This window comes from Mycolicibacterium brisbanense (genome assembly GCF_001570425.1).
GTDB lineage: Bacteria > Actinomycetota > Actinomycetes > Mycobacteriales > Mycobacteriaceae > Mycobacterium > Mycobacterium brisbanense.
The window spans coordinates 204,960-228,774 of the sequence record NZ_BCSX01000039.1 but is presented as its reverse complement, the minus strand read 5'-3'; the positions used below and the strand labels follow the sequence as shown (position 1 = coordinate 228,774).

Genomic DNA, 23,815 nt, shown 5'->3' with positions numbered 1-23,815 from the left:
CACCTGCGCTAGCGTGGAGGCCGATGGCTACGTCACGGGGCAAGGCAACCACCAAGCTCACCAATGACGCTCTGGCGTTTCTCACCGAGCGCCATCTGGCCATGCTCACGACGTTGCGCTCGGACAATTCCCCCCACGTCGTCGCTGTCGGTTTCACCTTCGATCCCAAAACTCACATCGCTCGCGTCATCACCACCGGCGGATCGCAGAAGGCCATCAACGCCCATGAGCGCGGCGTCGCGGTGCTCAGCCAGGTCGACGGGGCCCGCTGGTTGTCCCTGGAGGGCAAGTCGACCGTCAGCACCGAGACCGATGCGGTGCGCGACGCCGAACTGCGCTACGCGCAGCGCTACCGCACCCCGCGGGTCAATCCCCGCCGCGTCGTGATCGAGGTTCGCGTCGAGCGCGTGCTCGGCTCGTCCGATCTGCTGGACCGCAGCGGCGGCGAGTAACCCGGCGGCGCTCAGCCCGCAGGCACCACGATCAGCTCGTGCGGCTGGTTGTTCACCGATTCCGCGCCGTCGGCGGTGACGATCACAATGTCCTCGATACGCGCCCCCCACTGCCCCGGGAAGTACACCCCGGGTTCGACGCTGAACGCCATGCCCACCTCCAGCGGGAGGTCGTTGCCGGCCACGATGTAAGGCTCCTCGTGCACCGACAACCCGATGCCGTGGCCGGTGCGGTGTACGAAGGCCTCCGCCAGGCCCTCGGCGGCCAGCACGTCACGGGCGGCCGCATCGACCTGTTCGGCGGTGACGCCGGGCCGCACCGCCGCCACCGCAGCCTGCTGCGCGCGCTGCAGCACCGCGTAGCGGCGGGCCACCTCGGGATCGGGCTCGCCGATGCTGTACGTGCGGGTGCAGTCGGAGTTGTAGCCCGGCTGGTACGGCCCGCCGATGTCGACGACGACGATGTCGCCGGCCTGCAGTTCGCGGTCGGAGCACTCGTGATGCGGGTCGGCCCCGTTGGGCCCGGACCCGACGATGATGAACGCGACCTCCGAATGCCCTTCGGCGACAATGGCTTCGGCGATGTCAGCGGCCACGTCGGCCTCGGTGCGGCCGGGCACCAGGAATTCGGGCACCCGAGCGTGCACGCGGTCGATGGCCGCCCCGGCCTTGCGCAGCGCGTCGATCTCGGCGCCGTCCTTGACCATTCGCAACCGGCGCAGCACATCGGTGGCCAGTACCGGCACCACCCCGAGCAGTTCGGTCAGCGGCAGCAGGTGCAGCGCCGGCATGGCGTCGGTGACGGCGACGGCCCGGCCCCCGAGCGCGTCGACCACCATCCGGTACGGATCCTCACCGTCGACCCAATCCCGCACCGTCACACCGAGTTCGGGGACCGCCGACTCCTTGAGCGCGGCCAGCTCCAAACGCGGCACCACCACCGTCGGCTCGCCCTGCGCGGGCAACACGAGCGCGGTCAGCCGTTCGAAAGTCTGCGCCCGCGAGCCGATCAGGTAGCGCAGGTCGTAGCCGGGCGTGATGACCAGCCCGGCCAGGCCCGCCTCACCCGCGGCGGCGGCAGCCGCGGAAAGCCGGTGGGCGTAGACGTCGGTGCTGAATCGGCTCAGGGTCATGGTGCTCGAGGCTAGTGGTGCTCCTGATAGCTGGCGACCTCGACCAGGTTGCCGTCGGGGTCGCGGCAATAGTGTGAGGTCATCGGGCCCATCGCGCCGGTCTTGGGTACCGGCCCTTCGATGATCTCCACACCACACGCCAAAAGATGTGCGCCGACCGCGGAAGCATCGACGTCGGCGATGAAGCACAGATCCAGCGAGCCGGGCGCGTCGACGACGCCGGTGACCCAGTTCGGCGAACCGGTCGGCCGCACGTTGATCTTCTGGTTTCCGAACACCAGGGCGACGCGGCCCGCGCCGAACACCTCTTTGCGCATGCCGAGCACCCGCACGTAGAAGTCGACCGTGGCCTCGACGTCGCGACAGTTGAGGACGACATGGTCAATACGGTTGACGGCGAAGGACATACCTCAGGCTACTGTCGCTGGAATGTTCCGGAGGATTTCATGACCGCCCCCGTCCTGCTCCTCGACGGCGCCAGCATGTGGTTCCGCTCGTTCTTCGGCGTCCCGTCGTCGATCGCCGCACCGGACGGCCGACCGGTGAACGCGGTGCGCGGCTTTCTGGACTCCATCGCAACGCTGGTGACCAACGAACGACCGAGCCGGCTGGTGGTGTGCCGCGACGACGACTGGCGCCCGCAATGGCGCGTGGAGCTGGTCCCGTCGTACAAGGCCCACCGGGTCGCGGAACCCGAGCCGGACGGGATACCGGACATCGAGGAAGTGCCCGACGAGCTGACACCCCAGGTCACCATGATCATGGAGTTGCTGGACGCGTTCGGAATCGCCACCGCCGGGGCGCCCGGGTACGAAGCCGACGACGTGCTCGGCACGCTGGCCACCCGCGAGCAGACCGATCCCGTCGTCGTGGTCAGCGGGGATCGCGACCTGCTGCAGTTGGTGCGTGACGAGCCTGCCCCGCCGGTGCGCGTGCTCTACATCGGGCGCGGCTTGGCCAAGGCCACGAAGTTCGGTCCAGTCGAGGTGGCCGAGCAGTACGGCGTGCCTGCCGACCGGGCCGGCGCCGCGTATGCCGAGTTGGCGTTGCTGCGTGGCGATCCGTCCGACGGGCTGCCCGGCGTGGCCGGCATCGGCGAGAAGACCGCTGCGACGCTGCTGGCTCAGCATGGCTCACTGGCGGCGATCCAAGCGGCCGCGCAGGACACCGCGGTGTCGATGTCCAAGTCCCACCGGGCCAAACTGCTTGCCGCCGCCGACTACATCGCGGCAGCCGAGCCGGTTGTGCGCGTGGCGACCGATGCGCCCGTGACGTTCTCGACGCCGTCGGACGCGCTGCCGCTGGCCGCCAAAGACCCGGCGAAGGTCGCCGACCTGGCCGCTGCGTACGGAGTGACCTCGTCGATCAGCCGGTTGCAGACGGCACTGGACCGACTGCCCGGCTGATCCGCGGCACGGCCTACTTGGGCCGGCCGACCTCGTAGGTGCCGTCGTTGTTCTGGAAGGTCACCGTCACCTTGCGCTTGGTGCCGTCGACACTGACCTCACACGTGAAGGTGTCACCCTTCTTGACCTTGGGGTTCTTGCCGTCGTTGCAGTTGACGTCGGAGACGCTCTTGTTGCCGTAACCGTTCTCCTCGTCGGTGAGGATCTTCGTCACGCCTTCTTGGGCCTTGTTGACATCGAGTTCGGTGGTGACGAACCATCCCGGCTTCCAGAAGCCCAGCACTCCGACGACAGCGAGCAGGAGCACGACGAGGGCCCCGACGACACCGAGGATCACGCCGAGCGAGCGCTTGGATCCTTCTTCCGCGCCGGGCTGGTTGTACTGGCCGAATTGGCCCGGCTGGCCGGGCTGACCGAACTGCGGCTGACCGTACTGCCCGGGCTGGCCGAACTGCGGCTGACCGTACTGGCCGGGCTGGCCGAACTGCGGCTGACCCATCTGAGCGGGCTGACCCGGCTGCCCGAACTGGCCCGGCTGCGCGTAGGGCTGGTACTGATCGGTCGACGGGTACTGCGGCTGCGCGTAACCCGAGTGCGACTGCTGATAGGCCGAGTAATCAGGCTGCTGCGGCTGCTGTTGCTGCGGCTGTTCAGGCTGTGATGACTGCGACGGCGGCTGCCAGGTCGGAGCATGCGTGGTCGGCTCGTCGGGGCTGGCAGGCTGCTGCCACGCGTCCGAGCTCGACGGCTGATCATTACCGGGCTCGGGCTGCTGACCGGGCCACTGCTGTGCCGGATCAGATCCCTGCGGTCCGCTCATGACTCTCCTTGATCCTGTTCGCTGTCGTCCACACCCTACCCCGCATCAACAGCCACGACGCCGCGCCGAACGTCGTTGATGGCGCGTTTCGCGGTATTGCGCAGGGCCGGTGTGGGTGCGGCATTTCGCACCTGGTCGAGCAGATCGAGCACCTGCCGGCACCACCGTACGAAATCTCCTGCGGACAGCGGTGAACCGGAACCGGTGATGTCGGATGCGGCCAGCGCGGACGCCAGATCGCCGGTGGTGGCCCAGCGGTAGACGGCGGTGACGAAACCCTCGTCGGTTTCGCGGCTCGGTGCGATGCGGTGCCTGCGCTCGTCGGCCCGCAGATCGGCCGAGAGGCGCCGGGTTTGGGCCAGCGCACGCCGCAGACCGGACGTCGGGATCTCGAACCCTGCCGGTACCGCGGGAGTGTCGCCGCGCGACTCGAAGAGCACCGCCGAGAGCACACCCGCCAGCTCTGCCGGCTGCAGGCCCTCCCAGAGGCCGCCCCGCAGGCATTCGGCCACCAGCAGGTCGCTTTCGCTGTAGATGCGGGCCAACAGCCGGCCGGAGTCGGTGACCTTGGGTTCGCCGGAATCGTTCTCGATGAATCCGCGCTCGCTGAGCAGCGCGACGATGCGGTCGAAGGTCCGCGCCAGCGAGTTCGTCGCCGCGGCCACCTTCTGCTGAATCTGGGCGTTGTCGCGCTCGATGCGCAGGTACCGCTCGGCGATGCGCATCATGGCCTCGCGGTTCGGAAGCTGATTCGCCGGATGCCGACGCAGCTGCTCGCGGAGGCCGGCCAACTCCGGATCCACGTCCCGGTCCAGTGCGCTGCCGGAGCGTTTCGGTTTGCCCGCCGGCAGCGTCAACCCGGCTGCCGCCGACCGCAGCGCCGACGCCAGGTCGCGGCGCACCCGCGGCTGGCGGTGCTCGACACGTTTGGGGAGCGACATCGTGCCCAACGGCCCCGAGGCGCCCGAGTAGTCCGACGACGAGATCCGCCCCGCCCAATGATGTTCGGTCAGCACCAGCGGACGGGGATCGTCGCTGTCGCGGTCGGGTTCGAGCACCACCGCCAGCCCACCGCGGCGGCCGTGGGTGATGGTGATGATGTCCCCGCGACGCAGGGCCGCCAGCGCGTCGTTGGCTGCTTGACGGCGTTGCAGCCGCGATGCGCGTGACTGGGCGCGTTCGCGCTCACCGATTTTCGCGCGGAGCCTCGCGTAGTCGAGTACCTCGGACTCGTGCCCGTCCAGTTCGGCGGCCAGTTCCTTGAGCATCCGCTCGCCGCGGGCGACCCCGCGCACCAGGCCGACCACCGAGCGGTCGGCCTGGTACTGCGCGAACGACCGCTCCAGCAGTTTGTGCGCCTGCTCGGGCCCCATGTGCTGGACCAGGTTGATGGTCATGTTGTACGACGGTGCAAAGGAACTGCGCAACGGGAAGGTCCGGGTGGACGCCAGGCCCGCGACCTCGGCCGGGTCAGCAGTGCTGTCGTCGGGCCGCCACAGCACCACGGCGTGGCCCTCGACGTCGATGCCGCGCCGCCCGGCCCGGCCGGTGAGCTGCGTGTACTCCCCCGGCGTCAACGGCAGATGTTGTTCGCCGTTGTATTTCACCAGCCGCTCGAGCACCACCGTGCGGGCCGGCATGTTGATGCCCAAAGCCAGTGTCTCCGTGGCGAACACGGCCTTCACCAGACCGGCGGTGAACAGCTCCTCGACGGTGTGGCGGAACGTCGGCAACATGCCCGCGTGGTGGGCGGCCAGGCCGCGCAGCAGGCCTTCGCGCCATTCGTGGTAGTCCAGCACGATCAGGTCGGACTCGGCCAGATCGGCGCAGCGGCGGTCCACCACCTCGGCGATGCGGGCCCGTTCCTCGTCGGTGGTGAGCCGCAGTCGCGACCGCAGGCACTGCTTGACCGCGGCGTCGCACCCGGCGCGGGAAAACACGAACGTGATCGCGGGCAACAGACCCGCGGCGTCGAGGACGTCGATCACGTCCGGCCGGCTCGGCGGCCGGTACAGCTGGGGCGGCCGGCCGCGCCCGCGCCCGCGGGGCTGCCAGTCGGCGAGCCGGTCCGCTTCGCGGCGATGCGCGATGTGGCGCACCAGGTCCGGGTCCACCAAGGTGCGGTCGGAGCCGTCGAACAAGTCGAACAGCCGCTTGCCCACCATCATGTGCTGAGACAGCGGTACGGGCCGGTGCTCGTCGACGACGACGGTGGTGTCCCCGCGGACCGTCTGGATCCAGCCGCCGAACTCCTCGGCATTGCTCACCGTGGCCGAGAGGCTGACCAACCGCACTTCCTCGGGCAGGTGCAGGATCACCTCCTCCCACACCGCGCCACGCATCCGGTCGGCCAGGAAGTGCACCTCGTCCATCACCACATACGAAAGCCCATGCAGCGCAGACGAATTCGCGTACAGCATGTTCCGCAGCACTTCGGTGGTCATCACCACAACGTCGGCGTCGCCGTTGATGGACTGGTCGCCGGTGAGCAGCCCGATCTTCTCCGCGCCGTAGCGGGCCACCAGGTCGTTGTGCTTCTGGTTGCTCAGCGCCTTGATCGGGGTGGTGTAGAAACACTTGCCGCCGGCTGCCAGTGCCAGGTGCACGGCGAATTCACCGACCACCGTCTTGCCTGCGCCGGTCGGCGCGCAGACCAGGACGCCGTGGCCGCGTTCCAGCGCACGGCAGGCGCGTACCTGGAAATCGTCGAGGGCGAACGGCAGCTGTGCGGTGAATGCGGCCAGCTCGCCGGGAGTTTCGCCGCCCGGCTCAGGTGGCGTCGTCATCGATGCTGAATCTGGTGGGTCGCGACGCCGGTGGCGTCTCCGGGGCCGCTGATGTCGGCGTCGACACCGGTTCGGGCGCCCCGATCGGTTCGGCCGTGCCGATCGGTGCGGCCTCGTCGTCGTCCACCTCGGCCTCCGCCAAGCGTGCCTTGCGCCGGTCGTGCACCCGGGCGAACTGGATCGCGAACTCCAACAGCAGCGAGAGAGCGCACGACAGTGCCAGCATCGTGAACGGGTCGGAGCCCGGGGTCGCGAAGGCCGCGAACACGAACAGACCGAAGATCAACCCGCGCCGCCACGCTTTCAGCTTCTGGTAACTGAGCACGCCGACAAGGTTGAGCATGATGATCAGCAGCGGGAACTCGAAGCTGATGCCGAACACCAGCAGCAGGTTGATCAGGAATCCGAAGTACTGCTCGCCCGACAGCGCGGTGACCTGAACGTCGCTGCCGACGGTCAGCAGGAAGCCCAGGGCCTTGGCCAGCACCACGTACGCCAGCACCGCACCCGTCACGAACAACAGCGCGCCGAAGCCGACGAAGGCCATCGCGAATCGGCGTTCCTTCTTGTACAGCCCCGGCGTGATGAACGCCCACATCTGATACAGCCACACCGGGCAGGCCATCACCACGCCGGCCGCGAGCGCGACCTTCAGCCGCAGCATGAACTGGTCGAACGGCGCGGTGGCCAGCAGCCGGCATTCCCCGTCAGGTGCGATGGCCGCACGCGACGACGCGGGCAGGGCACAGTACGGCCCCCGCAGCCATTCGCCGAGGCTGTGCAGCCCGAAGATGCCGTGGGTGTACCAGAAGAACCCGAAGGTCATCGCGACGATGACCGCTGCCACCGCGATCAGCAGCCGCGACCGCAGCTCGGTGAGGTGATCGACCAGCGACATGGTGCCGTCGGGATTGACCCGTGAACGGCGCCGACGGGGATCGAGTTTTCTGAAGATGCCGGAGGTCTGCACGTATGTGAAGTGAGGGGTTGAAGACGCAACCTACCGACGCGGCCGGAGACCGCGGTCAGGGTCGGGCCGCGTCAGGCCGTGTGCCGGTCCGGGGACTGTTCGGGTGCCGGAGCCGCCTGGCCGGCGACGTCGGGCCTGGGAGCTGCCACGTCGGCGCGTTCGGAGGCAATCGGCTTCGCCGGCGGAGTCTCCTCCGACCTGGACTCAGACTGCATCTCCTTGATCTCCGACTTGAAGATCCGCATCGACTTGCCGAGCGACCGCGCCGCGTCGGGAAGTTTCTTCGCACCGAACAGCAGCACGAACACCGCGATGACGATGATCCAGTGCCAGGGTTGTAGTCCGCCCAATTTGGTTACCTCCAGACGTCTTCGCCGAGTCTACCCGTCAACCTCTACCGCGCCGTAGGCGTGCAGTGCCGCCGTCGCCGCGGCCCGGACCTGCTGCGCCAACGACGCGGGTGCGAGCACGCGCACAGCAGAACCGAAGCCCAGCACAAACCGGGCCATCCAGTCCTCGGAGGCGTACGTCATGGCCGCCTCGACCGCACCGTCGGGCAGCTCGGACAGCACCCGCAGCGGGTAGTAGTCGAACATCCACGACGCCGAGGGCGCGATGAGCAGGGTGGCTGCGGGCAGCGCGGGATCGGCGTCGAACAGCGACGTGTCAGGACCGGCCTGCACGGCGGGAGGGGGCGGCGCCGAGGCTTCCTCGAGCAGCTGCGCCTCGACGATGCGATCGAGCCGGAACAGCCGCACGGCCTCGGCGCTGCGGCACCACGCCTCCAGATAGCTGTTGTCCCCGACCAGGGCAACCCGGATCGGGTCCACGATGCGGGTGGTCAACGAATCCCGCGACGCCGAGTAGTACTCCAGCGTCACCGCTCGGCCGTCGCGCACCGCGGCCCGCACGGTCGCGGCGGCCTCGCTCTCGGTGGGCGCGGGATCGTCGACGGCGGCCAGCTGGGCGCCCGCGGCCGACTCGATCTTCGCGATCGCGCTGCGCGCGGCCTCCGGATCGACCATGCCCGGCACGTCCACCAGCGCCCGCAGCGCCACCAGGATCACCGTCGCCTCGGTCGAAGTCAGCCGCAGCGGCTGGTCCACACCGGCCGAGAACGTCACCTCGATGGTGTCGTCGGTGAAGTCGAAGTCGATCAGGTCGCCGGGACTGTAGCCGGGCAGCCCGCACATCCACAGCTGTTCGAGGTCGGCGTCGAGCTGTTTGCGGCTCACGCCAAGGGCGTCGGCCGCCTCCGCACGCGTGACCTTCGGATTGGCCTGAAAGTACGGAACCATGTTGAGCAACCGGACCAACCGGGCCGAAACCTGACTCATGCGCGATCCGCCTCCGGCTCCTCGCTGGCCCTCATGCGCGGTCCACCCCCGGCTCCTCGCTGGCCCTCATGCGCGGTCCGCCTGCGCCCGCAACCTGTCCAACACGTCGTCGCGCAACGCCTGTGGTTCCAGGGCCACTGCGTCGGCGCCGTAGCTCGCGATCTCGCGCGCCAACCGGTCATACATGCCGAGTTCGACGGTGATCTCCTCCCCCGCACGCCCGCCCAGGGTGCGCGGTGTCGTCATGATGGCCTGCCTGCGCAGCGCCGTGGCTCGGCCACCGGCCACCCACACCCGGGCCCGTTCGCCGGTGGGGACGTCGGTGACGACGCGTCGCACGATCTCACGCACGTTGACGCCGTCAGGCTTGCGCACCGCACCGGCCTCGCCGATGAGCGTGACGCCGGATCCGATGCGGGACAACCGAAACGTGCGGGTGTCGTCGCGGTCCCGGTCGTGTCCGACGAGATACCAGCGGCCGCGGTGGGTGACCACGCCCCACGGCTCGACCGTGCGGGTGGTGTAGCCCGCGGTGCGCGACGGCCGGTGTTCGAATTGCACGGCATGACCCGAATCGATGGCGGACAACAGGATTCGCAGAACTTCCTCGGACCCGCGCAGCCCGGGCAGCACCGCGGTCGAGGTGATCGCGGCGCCCGCGCCGTCGGCCTCGACCTCCACCCCGGCGGCGCGCAGTTTGAGCAGGGCGCCCTGCGTCGCGGTGACCAGTTCCGGCGACTGCCACAGCTGCGTCGCCACCGCGACGGCAGTGGCTTCGTCACCGGTCAACTGCACGGGCGGCAGCGCATACGCGTCGCGGTTGATCCGGTAGCCCTCGGTCGGATCGAATTTCGACACCCGGCCCGTTTCCAGCGGGATGCCGAGATCACGCAGCTCGTTCTTGTCGCGCTCGAACATCCGGGAGAACGCCTCGTCGCTGGGGCTGTCGGCGTATCCGGCCACGCTCGCGCGAATCTTCTCCGCGGGCAGGAACGTTCGCGTGGACAGCAGCGCGATGACGAGGTTCATCAACCGCTCCACTTTGGATGTCGCCACAGCAAGGAGTTTAGGCGGCAACCGCGATGGATCCGGGCAGCGGGCGAGCGGGGCGTCGGCACCGACGCCCCGCGCCGCTCACATGCTGGCGATGAGCCGCTTGACCCGCTCGTCGACCGACCGGAACGGGTCCTTGCACAGCACGGTGCGCTGCGCTTGATCGTTGAGTTTGAGGTGCACCCAGTCGACGGTGAAGTCGCGGCCGGCTTCCTGCGCGGCACTGATGAATTCACCGCGTAGCTTGGCCCGCGTGGTCTGCGGCGGCGTGTTGACCGCGGCGTCGATCTCCTCGTCGGTGGCGATCCGGGCGGCCAGCCCCTTGCGCTGCAACAGGTCGAACACGCCACGGCCACGCTTGATGTCGTGGTAGGCCAGGTCGAGCTGGCTGATCTTCGGATCGGACAGCTCCAGGTTGTAGCGGTCCTGGTAACGCTGGAACAGCTTGCGCTTGATCACCCAGTCGATCTCGGTGTCGACCTTGGCGAAGTCCTGGCTCTCGACCGCGTCGAGCTGGCGGCCCCACAGATCCACCACCTGTTCGATCTGGGTGTTGGTTTCGCGGGTCTGCAGATATTCGACGGCACGGCTGTAGTACTCGCGCTGGATGTCCAGCGCGCTGGCCTGCCTACCTCCGGCCAGCCGCACGGGACGCCGGCCGGTGAGGTCGTGGCTGACTTCCCGGATGGCGCGAATGGGATTGTCGAGCGAGAAGTCGCGGAACGGCACGCCCGCCTCGATCATCTCCAGCACGAGCGAGGCAGTGCCCACCTTCAGCATGGTGGTGGCCTCGCACATGTTGGAGTCGCCGACGATGACGTGCAGCCGCCGGTACTTCTCCGCGTCGGCGTGCGGCTCGTCGCGCGTGTTGATGATCGGCCGCGATCGCGTGGTGGCGCTCGAGACGCCCTCCCAGATGTGCTCGGCGCGCTGCGACAGGCAGAACGTGGCAGCCTTCGGCGTTTGCAGGATCTTGCCCGCACCGCAGATCAGCTGCCGGGTCACCAGGAACGGCAACAGCACGTCGGAGATCCGCGAGAACTCACCGGCCCGCACGATGAGGTAGTTCTCGTGGCAGCCGTAGGAGTTGCCCGCCGAGTCGGTGTTGTTCTTGAACAGATAGATGTCACCGCCGATACCCTCGTCGGCGAGCCTCTGCTCGGCGTCGATCAGCAGGTCCTCCAGTACGCGCTCACCGGCGCGGTCGTGGGTGACCAGCTGAACGAGGTTGTCGCATTCGGCTGTGGCGTACTCGGGGTGACTGCCCACATCCAGGTACAAACGGGCGCCGTTGCGGAGGAAGACGTTTGAGCTGCGGCCCCACGACACGACCCGCCGGAACAGATAGCGGGCAACCTCGTCGGGACTGAGCCGGCGATGGCCATGGAACGTGCAGGTCACACCGAATTCTGTCTCGATGCCCATGATTCGTCGCTGCACACTATCGAGCTTACGGGGTCGCACTCGGTATCGGTTGGCATCGAGCGGTCGCGTCGGCGGGTGCCGGACTGTCGCGGCGGCCGATCGTCCGTCGCGAGTGTTATCAGAGTTCGCCGGCGAGCGAACCGTCGGGCACTCCGAGGATGCGCTCGAACGCTTGCCGGTAGGCAGCGACAGCCTTACGCGCATGCGGCCCGGAGATGTCGATACCGGCGGCACCGTCGGCCTCGATGGCGTCGATGAACGCGTCGGCCAAGTGCAGACCCATCGCGGTGAGGATCCCGGCCGCCTCGTGCGGGAAGTCGGTGCGGAAGACGCCTTCTGCGCAGCCCTGCCTGATGATCGCCTCGAGAAGAGGCGCCGTGGTGCGCATCGAGCCCTGGGTCAGCTTCTGCCGCAACAGCGCGTTGTTCTCGTCGTGCCAGAGCCGGATGAGGGTGGCGACCGCGGTCGCGTTCTCGGACTTCCAAGCGTATGACGCCGCGAAATACGCATGCAGCTTGTCCAGCGCCGAGGTGTCGGGAGCGTCGACGATGCGGCGCAGACCCGCGGTGGCGCTCTCACCCATCTGTTCGACGACGCCTTCCAGCAACGCTTGCTTGGACCGAAAATAGTGGTAGAGAGCACCTTTGGAGATCTGCAGGGTGCTCAACAGATCCTCGATGGTCATCGCCGCGTAGCCCTTGTCGTGCATGAGCTGAAGTGCGGCGTCGAGGATCTCGGTGCGCCGTGCGGCGTGTTCCTCGTGCTTGACCTGGCGTGCCATGAGCCTCCGTTGACGTGATCGTGCCTCGAGCCTAGCTTATTAATAGACCGTCGGTCGGTTTATCAAACTGCAGGAGGCCACATGCCCACGCCCTCCGCCGAAGCCCGGCACCGCACGCGGGTGTTCGCCCGGGTTCTCGGCCCGTTCGTCGCCGTCGCCACCGTCATCATCGCGATCCGGCTGTCCCAACTCGGCAACCTGCTGTCCGACCTGTTCAGCAGCGGCACGCTCCCGTGGATCCTGGGTGCGGCGATGTTGATGATGGGGCTGATCGTGATCGCCTTCCACCAGTACTGGTACAGCGCGACGGCCGTGCTCATCTCGCTGTTCGGATGGTTCGTCGCGCTGCGCGGCGTGGCGATGATGGCCTTCCCGTCGGCCATCCAGACAGGCGCCGACACCACGCTGAGCAGCCCCGGTCTGCTGCTCGCGGCCCGGATCTTCTTCCTCCTGCTCACGGCGATGGGCCTGTGGTTGACCTACGTCGGCTGGCGTCGCGAAACCCCGGCATCCTGATCCCACCGAGCTTTCCCAACCTGGCCCACAACGCCGTGGCGGCGGATGAGAATTGACCGATGTCCTCGCGCAGCGCTCCGGTGGACGGATTCCGATTGGCCTTCGATCGGCTCGGCATCGCGGGCGGGCCGCCTGTCGTGCTGTTGCACGGCTGGCCGGGCACCCGGCGGGACTACCGGAAGGTGGTTCCACTGCTGACCGACGTGGCCGACGTGATCGTGCCCGACCTTCGCGGATTCGGTGGCTCCGACAAGCACGCGGTTTCTGTGCAGCACTTCTACAGCGCGACAGCCCAGGCGGCCAGCATCGTCGGACTGATCCACGAGCTGGGTCTGGAACAGGTCATCCTCGCCGGTTACGACGTCGGCAGCCGGGTGGCGCAGAGTGTGGCCCGCATGCACCCGCACCTGGCGAAGGCGCTCGTGCTCTCGCCGCCGCTACCGGGCGCCGGTGACCGGGTGCTCAGCCCGCATGCCCAGCACGAGTTCTGGTATCAGGCGTTTCACCAGCTGCCGATCGCCGACCGGCTGATCGACGGGAATCCCGAAATCGTGCGCGAGTATCTCCGGCACTTCTGGAATCACTGGTCGGGGCCGAGCTTCACCGTCTCCGAGGACGACCTGGACCGGCTCGTCTCGGACTACGCGCTGCCCGGCGCGTTCGCCGCATCACTGGCCTGGTACCGCGCGGGCGCGGGCACCGTCGCCCAGTCGCTCACGGAGCTGCCACCCGATCGGGCCGTCAAGATCAACGCCCCCACCGACGTGCTGTGGCCCCGCCACGACCCGCTGTTCCCGACCGCGTGGGCCGACCGCCTGGACGACTACTTCGTCGACGTCCGGTTGCACACCGCCGACGCCGCAGGGCATTTCACCCCACTGGAGTGCCCCGAGGAGTTCGCCGGGCTGATCCGCGGCGTCATCGGCTGACCGAGCGCGGCCCCGCCCCGACCGCGTCGGCGAGCAGCTGCACGAACCACCCGATCGCCGGTGCCCGCATCACCCAGCCCACCAGCGCCCACCCGAGGGAGATGTGCTCGAGCGCCGCGCCGACGGCCCGGGTGCCGTGCAGCACAACCGAATCGGATTCGTAGCGGACTCGGCGCAGATCCTGTGGGTGATCTTCGGCGGGTTTCAGCGTCAGAGCGACCGGGTCCCGACGCCGCAGCCAGCCCGCGACCTGGCTGCACGGATCACACGTCACCGCCACGTACAACCGGGCCGGTGCGCGGTGCGCATAGGGTCGCAGTCGTGGCACCCAGTCGTGCACGGCACGGCGGTACTCCCGCCACGGTGCGCCGAAGCGCGCGACCAGCTGATCACGTTCGTGCCACCCGGCAATGCCTGCGCTGAACACCGCGGCGACGGCCGCGGCCAGCGCCAGTCCCGGTGCGCCGACGACGGCTGCCACAGTCACCAGCAGCAGCACCGCGCAGACCTGCATGGGGTTGGCGAGGTAGGCGTAAGGCCCTGAGGTCACCAAGGCCTGCGGAGGGTCCCACGGGAACGGCGTACCGCCGTGTCGGGCGAACTCCGCCACCGCGCGCAGTGCGATGAGCACCAACACCGCCGCGATCTGCAGCAGGACCCAGTCCCCCGGGCCGCCGACCCGGTGCCACACCTGCAACCAGGAGATGCCGGTGAGAGCGAACGTCGCCGCGGGTATGACGAACAGCAGCAGTGCACCGAAAAGCACCACCTGCAGGCCGGCGCGCACCCACAGCATCCGCCCCGCTGCAGTCGCCCAGCCCAGCAGCACCGCGGGAAGCAGGCAGAGCAGCACCCCGAGCAGTTCGCCAACCCACCAACCAGACCGCAGCCACACCAACGGCGCCAAACCGCCCATCGCCACGATGTCTGCGGCCACCAGAACCGCAACTGTCACAACGGGATTCACCCACCGCATCAAAAGCACCGGCACCGCGCCCCAGAGCAGCGCCCAGCCGAGCATCACGTCGAGAGGCACCCCCGACCACATCAACCCGTCGGTAGCGAAGGACCACCAGCCCGCCGCGACCGCGACCGCGTTGAGCGCGATCAGCCACACCATGTTCCACAGTGTCGCGAGCGCCGCACCGACCCGTTCTCCGGGCGCCGCCACCCACAACGCGCCTGCCAGCAGCGCCGGAACCAGCACCGCACCGTTGCGCAGCGTCGCGACGTCCAGCCCGGTGGTCACGGCCGGAGATCGACAGCGTCGAGCAGGTAACCCGCGGCACGCTGGGTCACCACATGCTCGATGGGCCCGAAATACCAGGCCGGTGCCAGCCGCCGCGTGTAGCTCAGCGACCAGGTGATCTCGGTATGCTCGGCGTCGACGGCGCGCCAGCTCACGTCGGACGAACGCCAGGTCAACCAGGTTGCCAGCGGGGTGTCGTCCGAGACGGGCACCAGCTGCACGGAATCCGGTGTCCTGGCGGCAATCTGGAATTCCAGCACGGACTGCGCCTCACCCCAATGGTGCTGCGCGATGAACCCCGGGCGGTGGTGCGCTCCGGCGAACATCACCACTCGGCGGTCTCCCACCGCCAAACCGCTGCCGTGGTCCATCAGCGGCTGCGGAAAGCCCAGCCCGAGAACACCGGACGGCTTCACATCGCCGAACCGCAGCGGACGCGCCAGCGCAGCCGCTACCTGGTCGGGCGTGGCGGAGACCGTGCGTGTGGCCGTCACGGTGCTGTCGCCCGGCAGGGTCAGGGCGGGCACGACACCTTCGAGCGAGAGCACCAGCGCGACGGCAGGCAGCACCACGATGCGGGCGCCGGGCGGGCGGCCGGATTTTCGTACGGCGCCCACGATCAACGCCACGATGATTCCGACCGCGTAGAACAACGGCGCGGCGATGATCACGCATACGAAACCCTCGCCGGCGACCGGGATCGCGAGCAGCAGCAGGATGGTGATCGCCTTGAGCGTCATGGAGATCAGCCGGTCCGGGTTCGCGGTGAGCGTCAGGATCAACGCGAGCACGGTGGGTATCCCGATGTAGAACGCGGCGCTCTGCCCGAGGCCGAAGCCCTTGATCACCTTGAACAGCACGACACCGACGACGAAGGCAAGGATCACCCCCGCCAGCGACCACTGCGCCCGGCTGGGCCGGTAGCCGCGCGGCGCGGCCGGTGGAGCTCCCCCGTCGTCCACGTCGGCTACTCGGCCGGCGCCTTATCCGGATCCGGTTCGGGCAGCAGCGTTTCCAGGGCAGACCCGGTGATCCGGCGGAAACACCGGCGGGGCCGCTTGGCGTCGAGGACCGCCACCTCGAGGGTCGAGGGACCGAGTTTGCGCGGCTCGGAACCTTCGGCACCCGAGCTGAGCGCCTCGACGGCGATCTTCACGGCAGCCCCGAGATCGGCGTTTTCGGTGTACGACTCGCCGAGCTTGGCCACGATGGGCTCGGTCGTGCCGCCCATCACCACGTAGTGCGGTTCGTCGGCGATCGATCCGTCATAGGTGATCCGGTAGAGCTCAGGGGCTTTGGTCTCGCCGTAGTGCGCAACCTCGGCCACGCACAACTCGACCTCGAAAGGCTTGGGCTGCTCGGTAAAGATGGTGCCCAGGGTCTGGGCGTACACGTTGGCCAGCTGGCGACCGGTGACATCGCGGCGGTCGTACGCGTAGCCACGGGTATCGGCGTACTGAATCCCACCGACCCGCAACTTGTCGAACTCGCTGAACCTGCCCACCGCGGCGAAACCCACCCGGTCGTACAGCTCACTGACCTTCTGCAGTGAGCGGGACGGATTCTCGGCCACGAACAGCACACCGCTGTCGTAGGCCAGCACCACCACGCTGCGGCCGCGGGCAATGCCCTTGCGGGCCAGCTCGGACCGCTCCCGCATCGCCTGCTCAGGCGAAATGAAGTACGGGAAGCTCATCAGCCGTCACCTTTCGTTGCGGTGCGACTCTCGATCACCTCACGGGCCAGCTCGGCGATCCGCGCCTCGGTGATCTCCTCGGCACCCTCGGCTCCGATGGTCACCGCGGTCGGGTAGATGCCGCGCACCAGATCCGGCCCGCCCGTGGCGGAATCGTCGTCCGCGGCGTCGTAGAGCGCCTCGATGGCCACTTTGAGGGCCGATTCGGCGTCGGTGACCGTCGGATAGAGCTTCTTGATCGACGACCGGGCGAACAACGAACCCGAGCCCACCGACTGGTAGCCCTCTTCCTCGATGTTCCAGCCGCCTGCGGCGTCGAACGACACGATGCGGCCGGCGTTGGCCGGGTCGGCGTCGTTGAGGTCGTAGCCCACCAGCAGCGGCAGCGCCACGAAACCCTGAAGCGCCGCGCCGAGGTTGCCGCGCACCATGGTGGCCAGGCGGTTGACCTTGCCGCGGAAAGTGAGCGGCACGCCTTCGACTTTTTCGTAGTGCTCGAGTTCGACGGCGTAGAGCCGCGCGAACTCGACCGCGATGGCGGCGGTACCGGCGATGCCGGTGGCGGTGTAATCGTCGGCGATGTGAACCTTCTCCACGTCGCGGCTGGCGATCATGTTGCCCTGGGTGGCCCGCCGGTCACCGGCGATGACGACACCGCCGGAGTACTTGATGGCGACGATTGTCGTTCCGTGCGGCGCGAATTCGGCCGTGGTGCCGTGCGATGCCGCGCCGGTGACCGACCCGTCCGCCATCCGGTTGGCCGGCAGCAGATCAGGGGCCTGACGACGGAGCAGGTCCGAGAAAGACGACAAATCTGCAGTTATCGCTGGTGTTCCGGAGAGAGATGAGGGCAGGTTGGTGTGCCAGGTCACTGGCCGCCCTTTTGGACGTACGCGCGCACGAAGTCTTCGGCGTTCTCTTCCAGCACGTCGTCGATCTCGTCCAGCAGGTCGTCGGTTTCCTCGGTCAGCTTCTCGCGACGCTCCTGGCCTGCGGCCGATGCGCCGGAGACGTCGTCGTCGTCACCGCCGCCGCCACCACGCTTGGTCTGCTCTTGAGCCATCGCTGCCTCCTGCATAGTCATCGGCTGGCGCGGGCGCCCTGCCGGTTCTTCCACAGTACCGGTCAATACCCGAATTGCCCGGGATCACAATCGGTCAGGTTGTGAGCTGTTCGACCAACTCGACGGCGCTGTCCACCGAATCCAGCAACGCCCCTACGTGCGCTTTGCTGCCCCGCAGGGGTTCCAGGGTTGGAATCCGCACGAGCGAATCACCCCCGAGATCGAATATCACCGAATCCCAGCTCGCCGCCGCGATGTCGGCGCCGAACCGGCGCAGGCACTCACCGCGGAAGTACGCGCGGGTGTCGGTCGGCGGGTTGTCGACGGCGTCGAGGACCTGCTGCTCGGTGACCAGCCGCTTCATCGAACCGCGGGCCACCAGCCGGTTGTACAGGCCCTTGTCCAGCCGGACGTCGGAATACTGCAGGTCCACCAGGTGCAACCGCGGTGCCGACCACGCCAGGTTCTCGCGCCGCCGGAAACCTTCCAGCAGGCGCAGCTTGGCCGGCCAGTCGAGGATCTCGGCGCATTCCATGGGATCGCGCTCCAGTAGGTCGAGCACCTCGGCCCAGGTCTCGACGACATGGCTGGCCCGCGGGTCGGGATCGCGGCTGTCCACCAGCTTGGCCACCCGGTCCAGGTACATGCGCTGCAACGCGAGTGCGGTCACCTCGCGGCCGTCGGCCAGCGCCACGGTGGCTCGCAGCGACGGATCGCGGCTGATCACATGCACCGCGTGCACCGGCCGGGCCAGCGCCAGGTCGGAGAGGTCGATGCCCTCCTCGATCAGGTCCAGCACCAGCGAACTGGTGCCGAGCTTGAGGTAGGTCGAGGTCTCGGCCAGGTTGGCGTCGCCGATGATGACGTGCAGCCGCCGGTACTTGTCGGCGTCGGCGTGGGGCTCGTCGCGGGTGTTGATGATGCCGCGTTTGAGCGTGGTCTCCAGGCCGACCTCGACCTCGATGTAGTCGGCCCGCTGCGAGAGCTGGAACCCCGGGTCATCGCCCGACGGCCCGATGCCGACCCGGCCGGATCCGGTCACCACCTGCCGCGAAACCAGGAACGGGGTGAATCCCGCGATCACCGAGGTGAACGGGGTCTGCCTGCTCATCAGGTAGTTCTCGTGCGAGCCGTACGACGCGCCCTTGCCGTCGACGTTGTTCTTGTAGAGCTGCAGCTTGACGGCGCCGGGGACACTGGCGACATGGCGGGCCGCGGCCTCCATGACGCGTTCACCGGCCTTGTCCCAGATCACCGCGTCCATCGGGTCGGTGCACTCCGGCGCGGAGTACTCCGGGTGGGCGTGGTCGACGTAGAGCCGGGCGCCGTTGGTGAGAATCATGTTGGCCGCACCGACCTCGTCGGCATCGACGATCGGCGGCGGGCCCGACGCCCGCGACAGGTCGAATCCGCGGGCGTCGCGCAGCGGTGATTCGACCTCGTAGTCCCACCGCGTGCGCTTGGCCCGCTGGATACCGGCGGCTGCCGCGTACGCCAGAACCGCCTGCGTCGACGTCAAAATCGGATTGGCGGTCGGATCGGAGGGCGAGGATATGCCGTACTCGACCTCAGTTCCGATAATCCGTTGCATATGTCCAGCCTAGGTGACGCGGTCTGCGCACCTGGCTGCCAGGTATTCCGGCCTGCGCCGGGGTGCGGCGAACGGCTCCCCCAGTTGGTTCTCCACCGAGTTGAACACCAGGAAGATGTTCGACCGCGGCAGCGGCGTGATGTTCGAGCCCGATCCGTGCAGCAGGTTGGCATCGAACCACAGCGCCGACCCCGGCGGGCCGGTGAACTGGTCGATCCCGTCGTGGTCGACGGCCTTGGTGAGCGTCGTCTCGTCGGGGACGCCGACGTTCTGGGCGACCAGTGACGTGTCGTGATTGTTGTCCGGTGTCGCGCCCACGCACGGATAGAACGTCTGATGCGATCCAGGGATGACCATCAGCGACCCGTTGAACGGATAGTTGTGCGTCAGCGCGATCGAACACGACACCGCCCGGATCGAGGGCATGCCGTCCTCGGCGTGCCAGGTCTCGAAATCGGAATGCCAGTAGAAACCGGTGCCGGTGAAACCGGGCATCAGGTTGATCCTGGCCTGGTGGATGTAGACGTCGCCGCCCAGCAGCTGACGCGCCACCGGTAGCACGGTGTCGAGCCGAACCACCTGCGCGACAAGGTCACTGAGCAGATGCGGCTCGAAGATCGACCGGATGGATCCACCGGGCTCTCTGATCACGCGCGGGTCGTCTGCGTCCAGATCGGCTGCGATCCGGTCCAATTCGTGTCGCAGGGCCGGCAGCCGATCCTCGGAGACGGTGTCCGGCCGCACCACGTACCCCTGCGCGGCGAACCAGTCCAGCTGCTGTTGCACGAGCGGCCCGTCGGATTCGGTGCCCCACACCGCGGGTTCGTGACGCGGGATCGGGGCGATGGCGTGATCGAGCCGGGTGGGATAAGGGTCGCTCATGCGACCGACTGCGGCGCCGGGTACGCGCCGGTCTCGTCGTGCACTTCCTGCCCCGTCACCGGCGGGTTGAACACGCACAGCATGCGCATCTGCGTATTGCAGGTAACCCGGTGGCGCTCATGGCCGTTGAGCAGATACATGGTGCCCGGCCCGAGCGGATGGTTCTCGCCGGTCTCCATATTGGTCAATGTTCCGGTCCCCTCGACGACCCACACCGCCTCGACGTGATGCTGGTAGTGGAATTCGCTCACCGACGACGCATTGATGGTCGTCTCGTGGAAGGAGAACCCGACGCCGTCGCCGGCCAGGATGATCCTCTTGGACCGCCAGTTGCCGTCGGCGACGTCGCGGTCGGTGCCGGTGATCTCGGCGGTGGTACGCACGATCATTGGGTGTCTTGCTCCTCAGTTCAGGACGGCGGAAACGGATTCGTCGAGAATGTCCAGACCCTTTTGCAGGTCGGGTTCCGACGTGGTCAGTGGGGGCAGCAGCTTGACGACTTCGTCGGAGGGACCGCTGGTCTCCATCAGCACACCGAGGTCGAACGCGGTACGGCACACCTTCGCGGCCTGGTCGGCGTCGTCGAACTTCAACCCCTGCGCCATGCCTCGTCCGCGGGCCGTGACGCCGCGGTGGCGCTGCTCGATGTCATCGAGACGAGCCCGCACCAGCTCCCCTTTGCGGACCGTCTCCCGCGAGAATTCCGGTGTTTCCCAATAGTTTTCCAGAGCCTTGGTGGCAGTGATGAACGCCGGATTGTGACCACGAAAAGTGCCGTTGTGCTCACCGGGCGCCCAGACGTCCAGATCCCTGCGGAACAGCGTCAGCGCCATGGGCAGGCCGTATCCGCTGATGGACTTCGACAGCGTGACGATGTCGGGAACGATGCCCGCGGCTTCGAAGCTGAAGAACGGGCCGGTGCGGCCGCAGCCCATTTGGACGTCGTCGACGATGAGGAGAATGTCGCGGGTGCGGCACAGATCCGACAGCGCCTGCAGCCACTCGATGCGCGCGACGTTCAAACCGCCTTCGCCCTGCACGGTTTCCACGATCACCGCGGCGGGTCGGTTGAGACCGCTGCCGGAATCGTCGAGAACGCGCTCGAACCAGTGAAAGTCCTCGGTGACGCCGCCGAAGTAGTTGTCGTACGGCATGGGGGTGGCATGGACCAGTGGAATGCCCGCACCTGCCCGCTTCATCGAATTGCCGGTCACCGAGAGCGCGCCGAGCGTCATGCCATGAAAAGCGTTGGTGAAGCTGACAATTGATTCACGACCGGTGACCTTGCGGGCCAGCTTGAGGGCCGACTCGACGGCGTTGGCTCCCGTCGGCCCGGGGAATTGCACTTTGAAGTCCAGGCCGCGGGGCTCCAGGATCACCCGCGCAAAGGTCTCCAGGAAACGCTGCTTGGCTTCCGTCGCGATGTCGAGGGAGTGCACGATTCCATCGGAGGCCAGGTAGTCCAGCAACGGAGCCTTGAGCAACGGGTTGTTGTGACCGTAGTTCAGCGCGCCCGCGCCGGCGAAGAAATCGATGTAGCGCCGACCTTCGATGTCGGTCACCCAGGAGTCGCTGGCGCTCTGCATGACAGTCGGCCAGCCACGGCAATAGCTGCGAACCTCGGACTCCACCGTGGAGAACACATCGGGCAGACGCTCCTCGGTCAGGGGCGCGGTTTCGGCGAGCAGCAAGGGAAATCCTTCCGATCGGTTCAATGGATTCAATTGGGGAATTCGTTCGGGCACCTTGGCCTTACGTGCTCGGCGGCCACGGTCGCCCGGGGATCAGTTGGGCAGCGGTGCGGCGATCGGGCCGATCCGCAGGATCGGTTCGTCATCGTGGCTGAGGTCGGCGGCGAGCAGTTCGCCACCGAAGTGGGGCTCCTCGACGAGTGCGACGCCGTGCCGGCGCGCGAAGGCACCGAAGAACGCGCGAGACGCCGAATTATCCAGCGAGACAGTCGCTTCGACGGTGACCGGATGTCCGCGCCGATCCGTCCGGACCCGGTGCACCAGTGCATCGATCATGGCGCTGGCCAACCCGCTGCCCTGCTCCGACGGAGCCACGGCGACCTGCCAGACGAACAGTACGTCCGGTCGCGGCGGTGGGTGATAGCCGGTGATGAACCCGCGGAGGTCGCCATCACGTTCGGCCACGATCGAGGTCGCGGCGAAATCGGTCGCCAGCAGCAAGTAGGCGTAAGTCGAGTTCAGGTCGAGCACCTGAGTTTGTGCGGCCAGGTCGCGGATCGCTATCGCGTCATCGGCACGCGGCTGCCGTAGGAATTCGCTGCGGGCATCCGGGCCCGACGCATCTCGTCCCGGCTCTGCGCGGACGCGCGGCGGGGCGCTGTTGTAAACATGCATATCGAGTTAGAAGTCACCACCGAACAGTCATCAATCGTCATCAGTTCAAGTCATCGGTGCCCCGACCGTAAGCACACCGGGGGTCCATGATCAAGCCGCACGACCGGCCCGGACACCTGGGGACACCGTCTCCACATCGCGCTGAACTGCGGTTATCCCGTAGCCACCGGCGTTCGGGTGAACTTCAACACCGTTATCAAATCGTTATAATCGCCTGTTGGCTGTCACACGGCCCCGCGCCCAGGCTCCGGCCGACCCGAAAGAATGGCGCGAGAACCGGCCTATACGCGCCATTTCCGCAACGAAATCAACACCTTTACGGCGCGTCAATAAAATGCGCAATTCACCAAATTCCGGCCACCGATTTCAACACCGTTTGGCGTCGAATATCAGCCGACCGGGGCGCGGCTCCCATTTCCCGATACCGGCTCCCCCACCGGCACGAGCAGCCGCCGACCCCATACCGCACCGCAGACCACCAACGCCGCACCCCATACGCCCGCCGCGGTGACCGGATCGGATGTCAGGGCGACGCCGACGACGGCGGCCCACAGCGGTTCGGTGCCCAGCAGCAGGCTCACCCGCGCCGGTGTGCTTCGTTGCACGGCGCGCACCTGGACGACCAATGCAAATACCGTGCAGGCCAACGCCAGGTACAGCAACAGCAGCCAGTCCCCGGGACCCATGCCGCCCGCGAGGGAGCTCAAAGGTTCCCCCGTGGCGGTGGCCACACCCACCGACAGAACGGCGACCGTCGCCAGCTGCACCAAAGCCATCCGGGTGACGTCGAGCTCGTGTGCCGCCGCCAGCCGGCCCAGTAGGGTCACATGCCCGGCCCGCAGGAGGGCCGCCGCACCGATGACCGCGTCACCGAGCCCAGGCGGGCCGAAACCTTGTGCCTGCGTGAGCAATACGCACCCCGCCACCGCGATCGAACCGGCGGCGTAGAACCGCGCGGGGACACTGCGCGCACCCTGCAGCAGCGGCGTCACGACGATCGTCAACGCCATCAACAGCCCCGCGTTGGACGCCGATGTGCGAGTGACACCGTAGGTTTCGCACGCGTATACGGCCCACAGGACGGTGCCGCAGATCATCCCCGAGGCCAATTCCGGTGCGGTGACGCGCCGCAACCGGGGCCCGGTCAGCCCGGCCAGCGCCGCCACGGCGATGACGAACCGCATTGCCAGCAAGGCGAATACGGTGTCGCCGGTGGCCAGTTCCTTGGTCGCGAGGTAGCTGGAACCCCAGACGACGGCGACGCCGAGCAGCGCGAGGTCGGCGGTTCGATTGGGCATGCGTACAGCCTGTTGGATCGTGTAAATTCAGTCAAGCTAATGATTCTTCTTGTTATATGTAG

25 protein-coding genes are annotated in these 23,815 nt (G+C 67.6%); 4 read left to right on the top strand and 21 right to left on the bottom strand.

What is annotated here, in order from left to right:
* Positions 1–23: 23 nt before the first annotated feature.
* Positions 24–452 carry a F420-dependent biliverdin reductase gene (locus RMCB_RS22025; RefSeq protein ID WP_029373018.1) on the top strand — a complete coding sequence of 143 codons (429 nt, stop codon included), beginning with the start codon at positions 24–26 and terminating at the stop codon, positions 450–452.
* An 11-nt stretch (positions 453–463) separates the two neighbouring features.
* Here RMCB_RS22025 and RMCB_RS22020 read toward each other — a convergent pair whose 3' ends face one another.
* Together RMCB_RS22020 and RMCB_RS22015 are read right to left on the bottom strand one after the other, a co-directional pair.
* Positions 464–1,585 carry a M24 family metallopeptidase gene (locus RMCB_RS22020; RefSeq protein WP_062830462.1) on the bottom strand — a complete coding sequence of 374 codons (1,122 nt, stop codon included), beginning with the start codon at positions 1,583–1,585 and terminating at the stop codon, positions 464–466.
* Positions 1,586–1,596: 11 nt separating this feature from the next.
* Positions 1,597–1,992, bottom strand: coding sequence for a VOC family protein (locus RMCB_RS22015; protein WP_062830461.1), 396 nt, complete (start codon positions 1,990–1,992; stop codon positions 1,597–1,599).
* 39 nt (positions 1,993–2,031) lie between these two features.
* Between RMCB_RS22015 and RMCB_RS22010 the strand changes: the two genes are divergently transcribed.
* On the top strand, positions 2,032–2,991 hold the full coding sequence (locus tag RMCB_RS22010; protein WP_062830460.1) for a 5'-3' exonuclease: 960 nt from the start codon (positions 2,032–2,034) through the stop codon (positions 2,989–2,991).
* A 13-nt stretch (positions 2,992–3,004) separates the two neighbouring features.
* Here the strand turns inward: RMCB_RS22010 and RMCB_RS22005 are convergent, their stop codons facing one another.
* The 8 genes from RMCB_RS22005 to RMCB_RS21970 form a co-directional block, all read right to left on the bottom strand.
* Positions 3,005–3,811: a DUF4333 domain-containing protein gene (locus tag RMCB_RS22005; protein WP_062830459.1), complete on the bottom strand. Its 807-nt coding sequence runs from the start codon at positions 3,809–3,811 to the stop codon at positions 3,005–3,007.
* A 35-nt stretch (positions 3,812–3,846) separates the two neighbouring features.
* Entirely contained in the window at positions 3,847–6,597 is a 2,751-nt protein-coding gene (locus tag RMCB_RS22000) for a DEAD/DEAH box helicase (RefSeq protein WP_062830458.1), read from the bottom strand.
* Entirely contained in the window at positions 6,581–7,567 is a 987-nt protein-coding gene (tatC, locus tag RMCB_RS21995; protein WP_029373012.1) for a twin-arginine translocase subunit TatC, read from the bottom strand. Before tatC ends, RMCB_RS22000 begins: the two co-directional genes overlap by 17 nt.
* A gap of 71 nt (positions 7,568–7,638) precedes the next feature.
* Positions 7,639–7,917 carry a Sec-independent protein translocase subunit TatA gene (gene tatA, locus RMCB_RS21990; RefSeq protein ID WP_029373011.1) on the bottom strand — a complete coding sequence of 93 codons (279 nt, stop codon included), beginning with the start codon at positions 7,915–7,917 and terminating at the stop codon, positions 7,639–7,641.
* 30 nt (positions 7,918–7,947) lie between these two features.
* Positions 7,948–8,904, bottom strand: a complete 957-nt coding sequence (locus tag RMCB_RS21985) for a helix-turn-helix transcriptional regulator (RefSeq protein WP_062830457.1) — start codon at positions 8,902–8,904, stop codon at positions 7,948–7,950.
* Between the two features lie 66 nt (positions 8,905–8,970).
* Positions 8,971–9,960 carry a helix-turn-helix transcriptional regulator gene (locus tag RMCB_RS21980; protein ID WP_062830456.1) on the bottom strand — a complete coding sequence of 330 codons (990 nt, stop codon included), beginning with the start codon at positions 9,958–9,960 and terminating at the stop codon, positions 8,971–8,973.
* 78 nt (positions 9,961–10,038) lie between these two features.
* Positions 10,039–11,397, bottom strand: coding sequence for a Pup--protein ligase (gene pafA / locus RMCB_RS21975; RefSeq protein WP_029373008.1), 1,359 nt, complete (start codon positions 11,395–11,397; stop codon positions 10,039–10,041).
* A 103-nt stretch (positions 11,398–11,500) separates the two neighbouring features.
* Positions 11,501–12,163 (bottom strand): TetR/AcrR family transcriptional regulator, encoded by a 663-nt coding sequence (locus tag RMCB_RS21970; protein ID WP_062830455.1) that lies wholly within the window; start codon positions 12,161–12,163, stop codon positions 11,501–11,503.
* A gap of 81 nt (positions 12,164–12,244) precedes the next feature.
* On the opposite strand from RMCB_RS21970, the gene RMCB_RS21965 reads away from it, so the two are divergent.
* Positions 12,245–12,679, top strand: a complete 435-nt coding sequence (locus RMCB_RS21965; RefSeq protein ID WP_062830454.1) for a hypothetical protein — start codon at positions 12,245–12,247, stop codon at positions 12,677–12,679.
* Between the two features lie 59 nt (positions 12,680–12,738).
* Positions 12,739–13,608, top strand: coding sequence for an alpha/beta fold hydrolase (locus RMCB_RS21960; protein WP_062830453.1), 870 nt, complete (start codon positions 12,739–12,741; stop codon positions 13,606–13,608).
* On the opposite strand, the gene RMCB_RS21955 is transcribed toward RMCB_RS21960, so the two are convergent.
* From RMCB_RS21955 to RMCB_RS21905, 11 genes are all read right to left on the bottom strand, one after another.
* Positions 13,598–14,857: a methyltransferase family protein gene (locus tag RMCB_RS21955; RefSeq protein WP_062830452.1), complete on the bottom strand. Its 1,260-nt coding sequence runs from the start codon at positions 14,855–14,857 to the stop codon at positions 13,598–13,600. The genes RMCB_RS21960 and RMCB_RS21955 overlap by 11 nt on opposite strands.
* Positions 14,854–15,819, bottom strand: coding sequence for a hypothetical protein (locus RMCB_RS21950; protein ID WP_234792208.1), 966 nt, complete (start codon positions 15,817–15,819; stop codon positions 14,854–14,856). Before RMCB_RS21950 ends, RMCB_RS21955 begins: the two co-directional genes overlap by 4 nt.
* A gap of 5 nt (positions 15,820–15,824) precedes the next feature.
* Positions 15,825–16,553: a proteasome subunit alpha gene (gene prcA / locus RMCB_RS21945; protein WP_062830451.1), complete on the bottom strand. Its 729-nt coding sequence runs from the start codon at positions 16,551–16,553 to the stop codon at positions 15,825–15,827.
* Positions 16,553–17,425, bottom strand: a complete 873-nt coding sequence (gene prcB, locus RMCB_RS21940) for a proteasome subunit beta (protein WP_201028331.1) — start codon at positions 17,423–17,425, stop codon at positions 16,553–16,555. The genes prcA and prcB overlap by 1 nt, the downstream gene beginning before the upstream one ends.
* Positions 17,422–17,616: a ubiquitin-like protein Pup gene (locus RMCB_RS21935; protein WP_029373000.1), complete on the bottom strand. Its 195-nt coding sequence runs from the start codon at positions 17,614–17,616 to the stop codon at positions 17,422–17,424. The genes prcB and RMCB_RS21935 overlap by 4 nt, the downstream gene beginning before the upstream one ends.
* A gap of 94 nt (positions 17,617–17,710) precedes the next feature.
* Positions 17,711–19,207, bottom strand: coding sequence for a depupylase/deamidase Dop (gene dop / locus RMCB_RS21930; protein WP_029372999.1), 1,497 nt, complete (start codon positions 19,205–19,207; stop codon positions 17,711–17,713).
* 9 nt (positions 19,208–19,216) lie between these two features.
* Positions 19,217–20,089, bottom strand: a complete 873-nt coding sequence (thpD, locus tag RMCB_RS21925) for an ectoine hydroxylase (RefSeq protein ID WP_062830450.1) — start codon at positions 20,087–20,089, stop codon at positions 19,217–19,219.
* The gene (locus RMCB_RS21920) at positions 20,086–20,478 is read right to left on the bottom strand and encodes an ectoine synthase (RefSeq protein ID WP_062830449.1); all 393 of its coding nucleotides are present in this window, start codon (positions 20,476–20,478) and stop codon (positions 20,086–20,088) included. Before RMCB_RS21920 ends, thpD begins: the two co-directional genes overlap by 4 nt.
* A gap of 15 nt (positions 20,479–20,493) precedes the next feature.
* Complete coding sequence (gene ectB / locus RMCB_RS21915; protein ID WP_062830448.1) at positions 20,494–21,780, bottom strand: diaminobutyrate--2-oxoglutarate transaminase; 1,287 nt, start codon at positions 21,778–21,780, stop codon at positions 20,494–20,496.
* Positions 21,781–21,873: 93 nt separating this feature from the next.
* Positions 21,874–22,455, bottom strand: a complete 582-nt coding sequence (gene ectA / locus RMCB_RS21910; RefSeq protein WP_062830447.1) for a diaminobutyrate acetyltransferase — start codon at positions 22,453–22,455, stop codon at positions 21,874–21,876.
* Positions 22,456–22,844: 389 nt separating this feature from the next.
* Positions 22,845–23,753: a DMT family transporter gene (locus RMCB_RS21905; protein WP_062830446.1), complete on the bottom strand. Its 909-nt coding sequence runs from the start codon at positions 23,751–23,753 to the stop codon at positions 22,845–22,847.
* Positions 23,754–23,815: the final 62 nt, after the last annotated feature.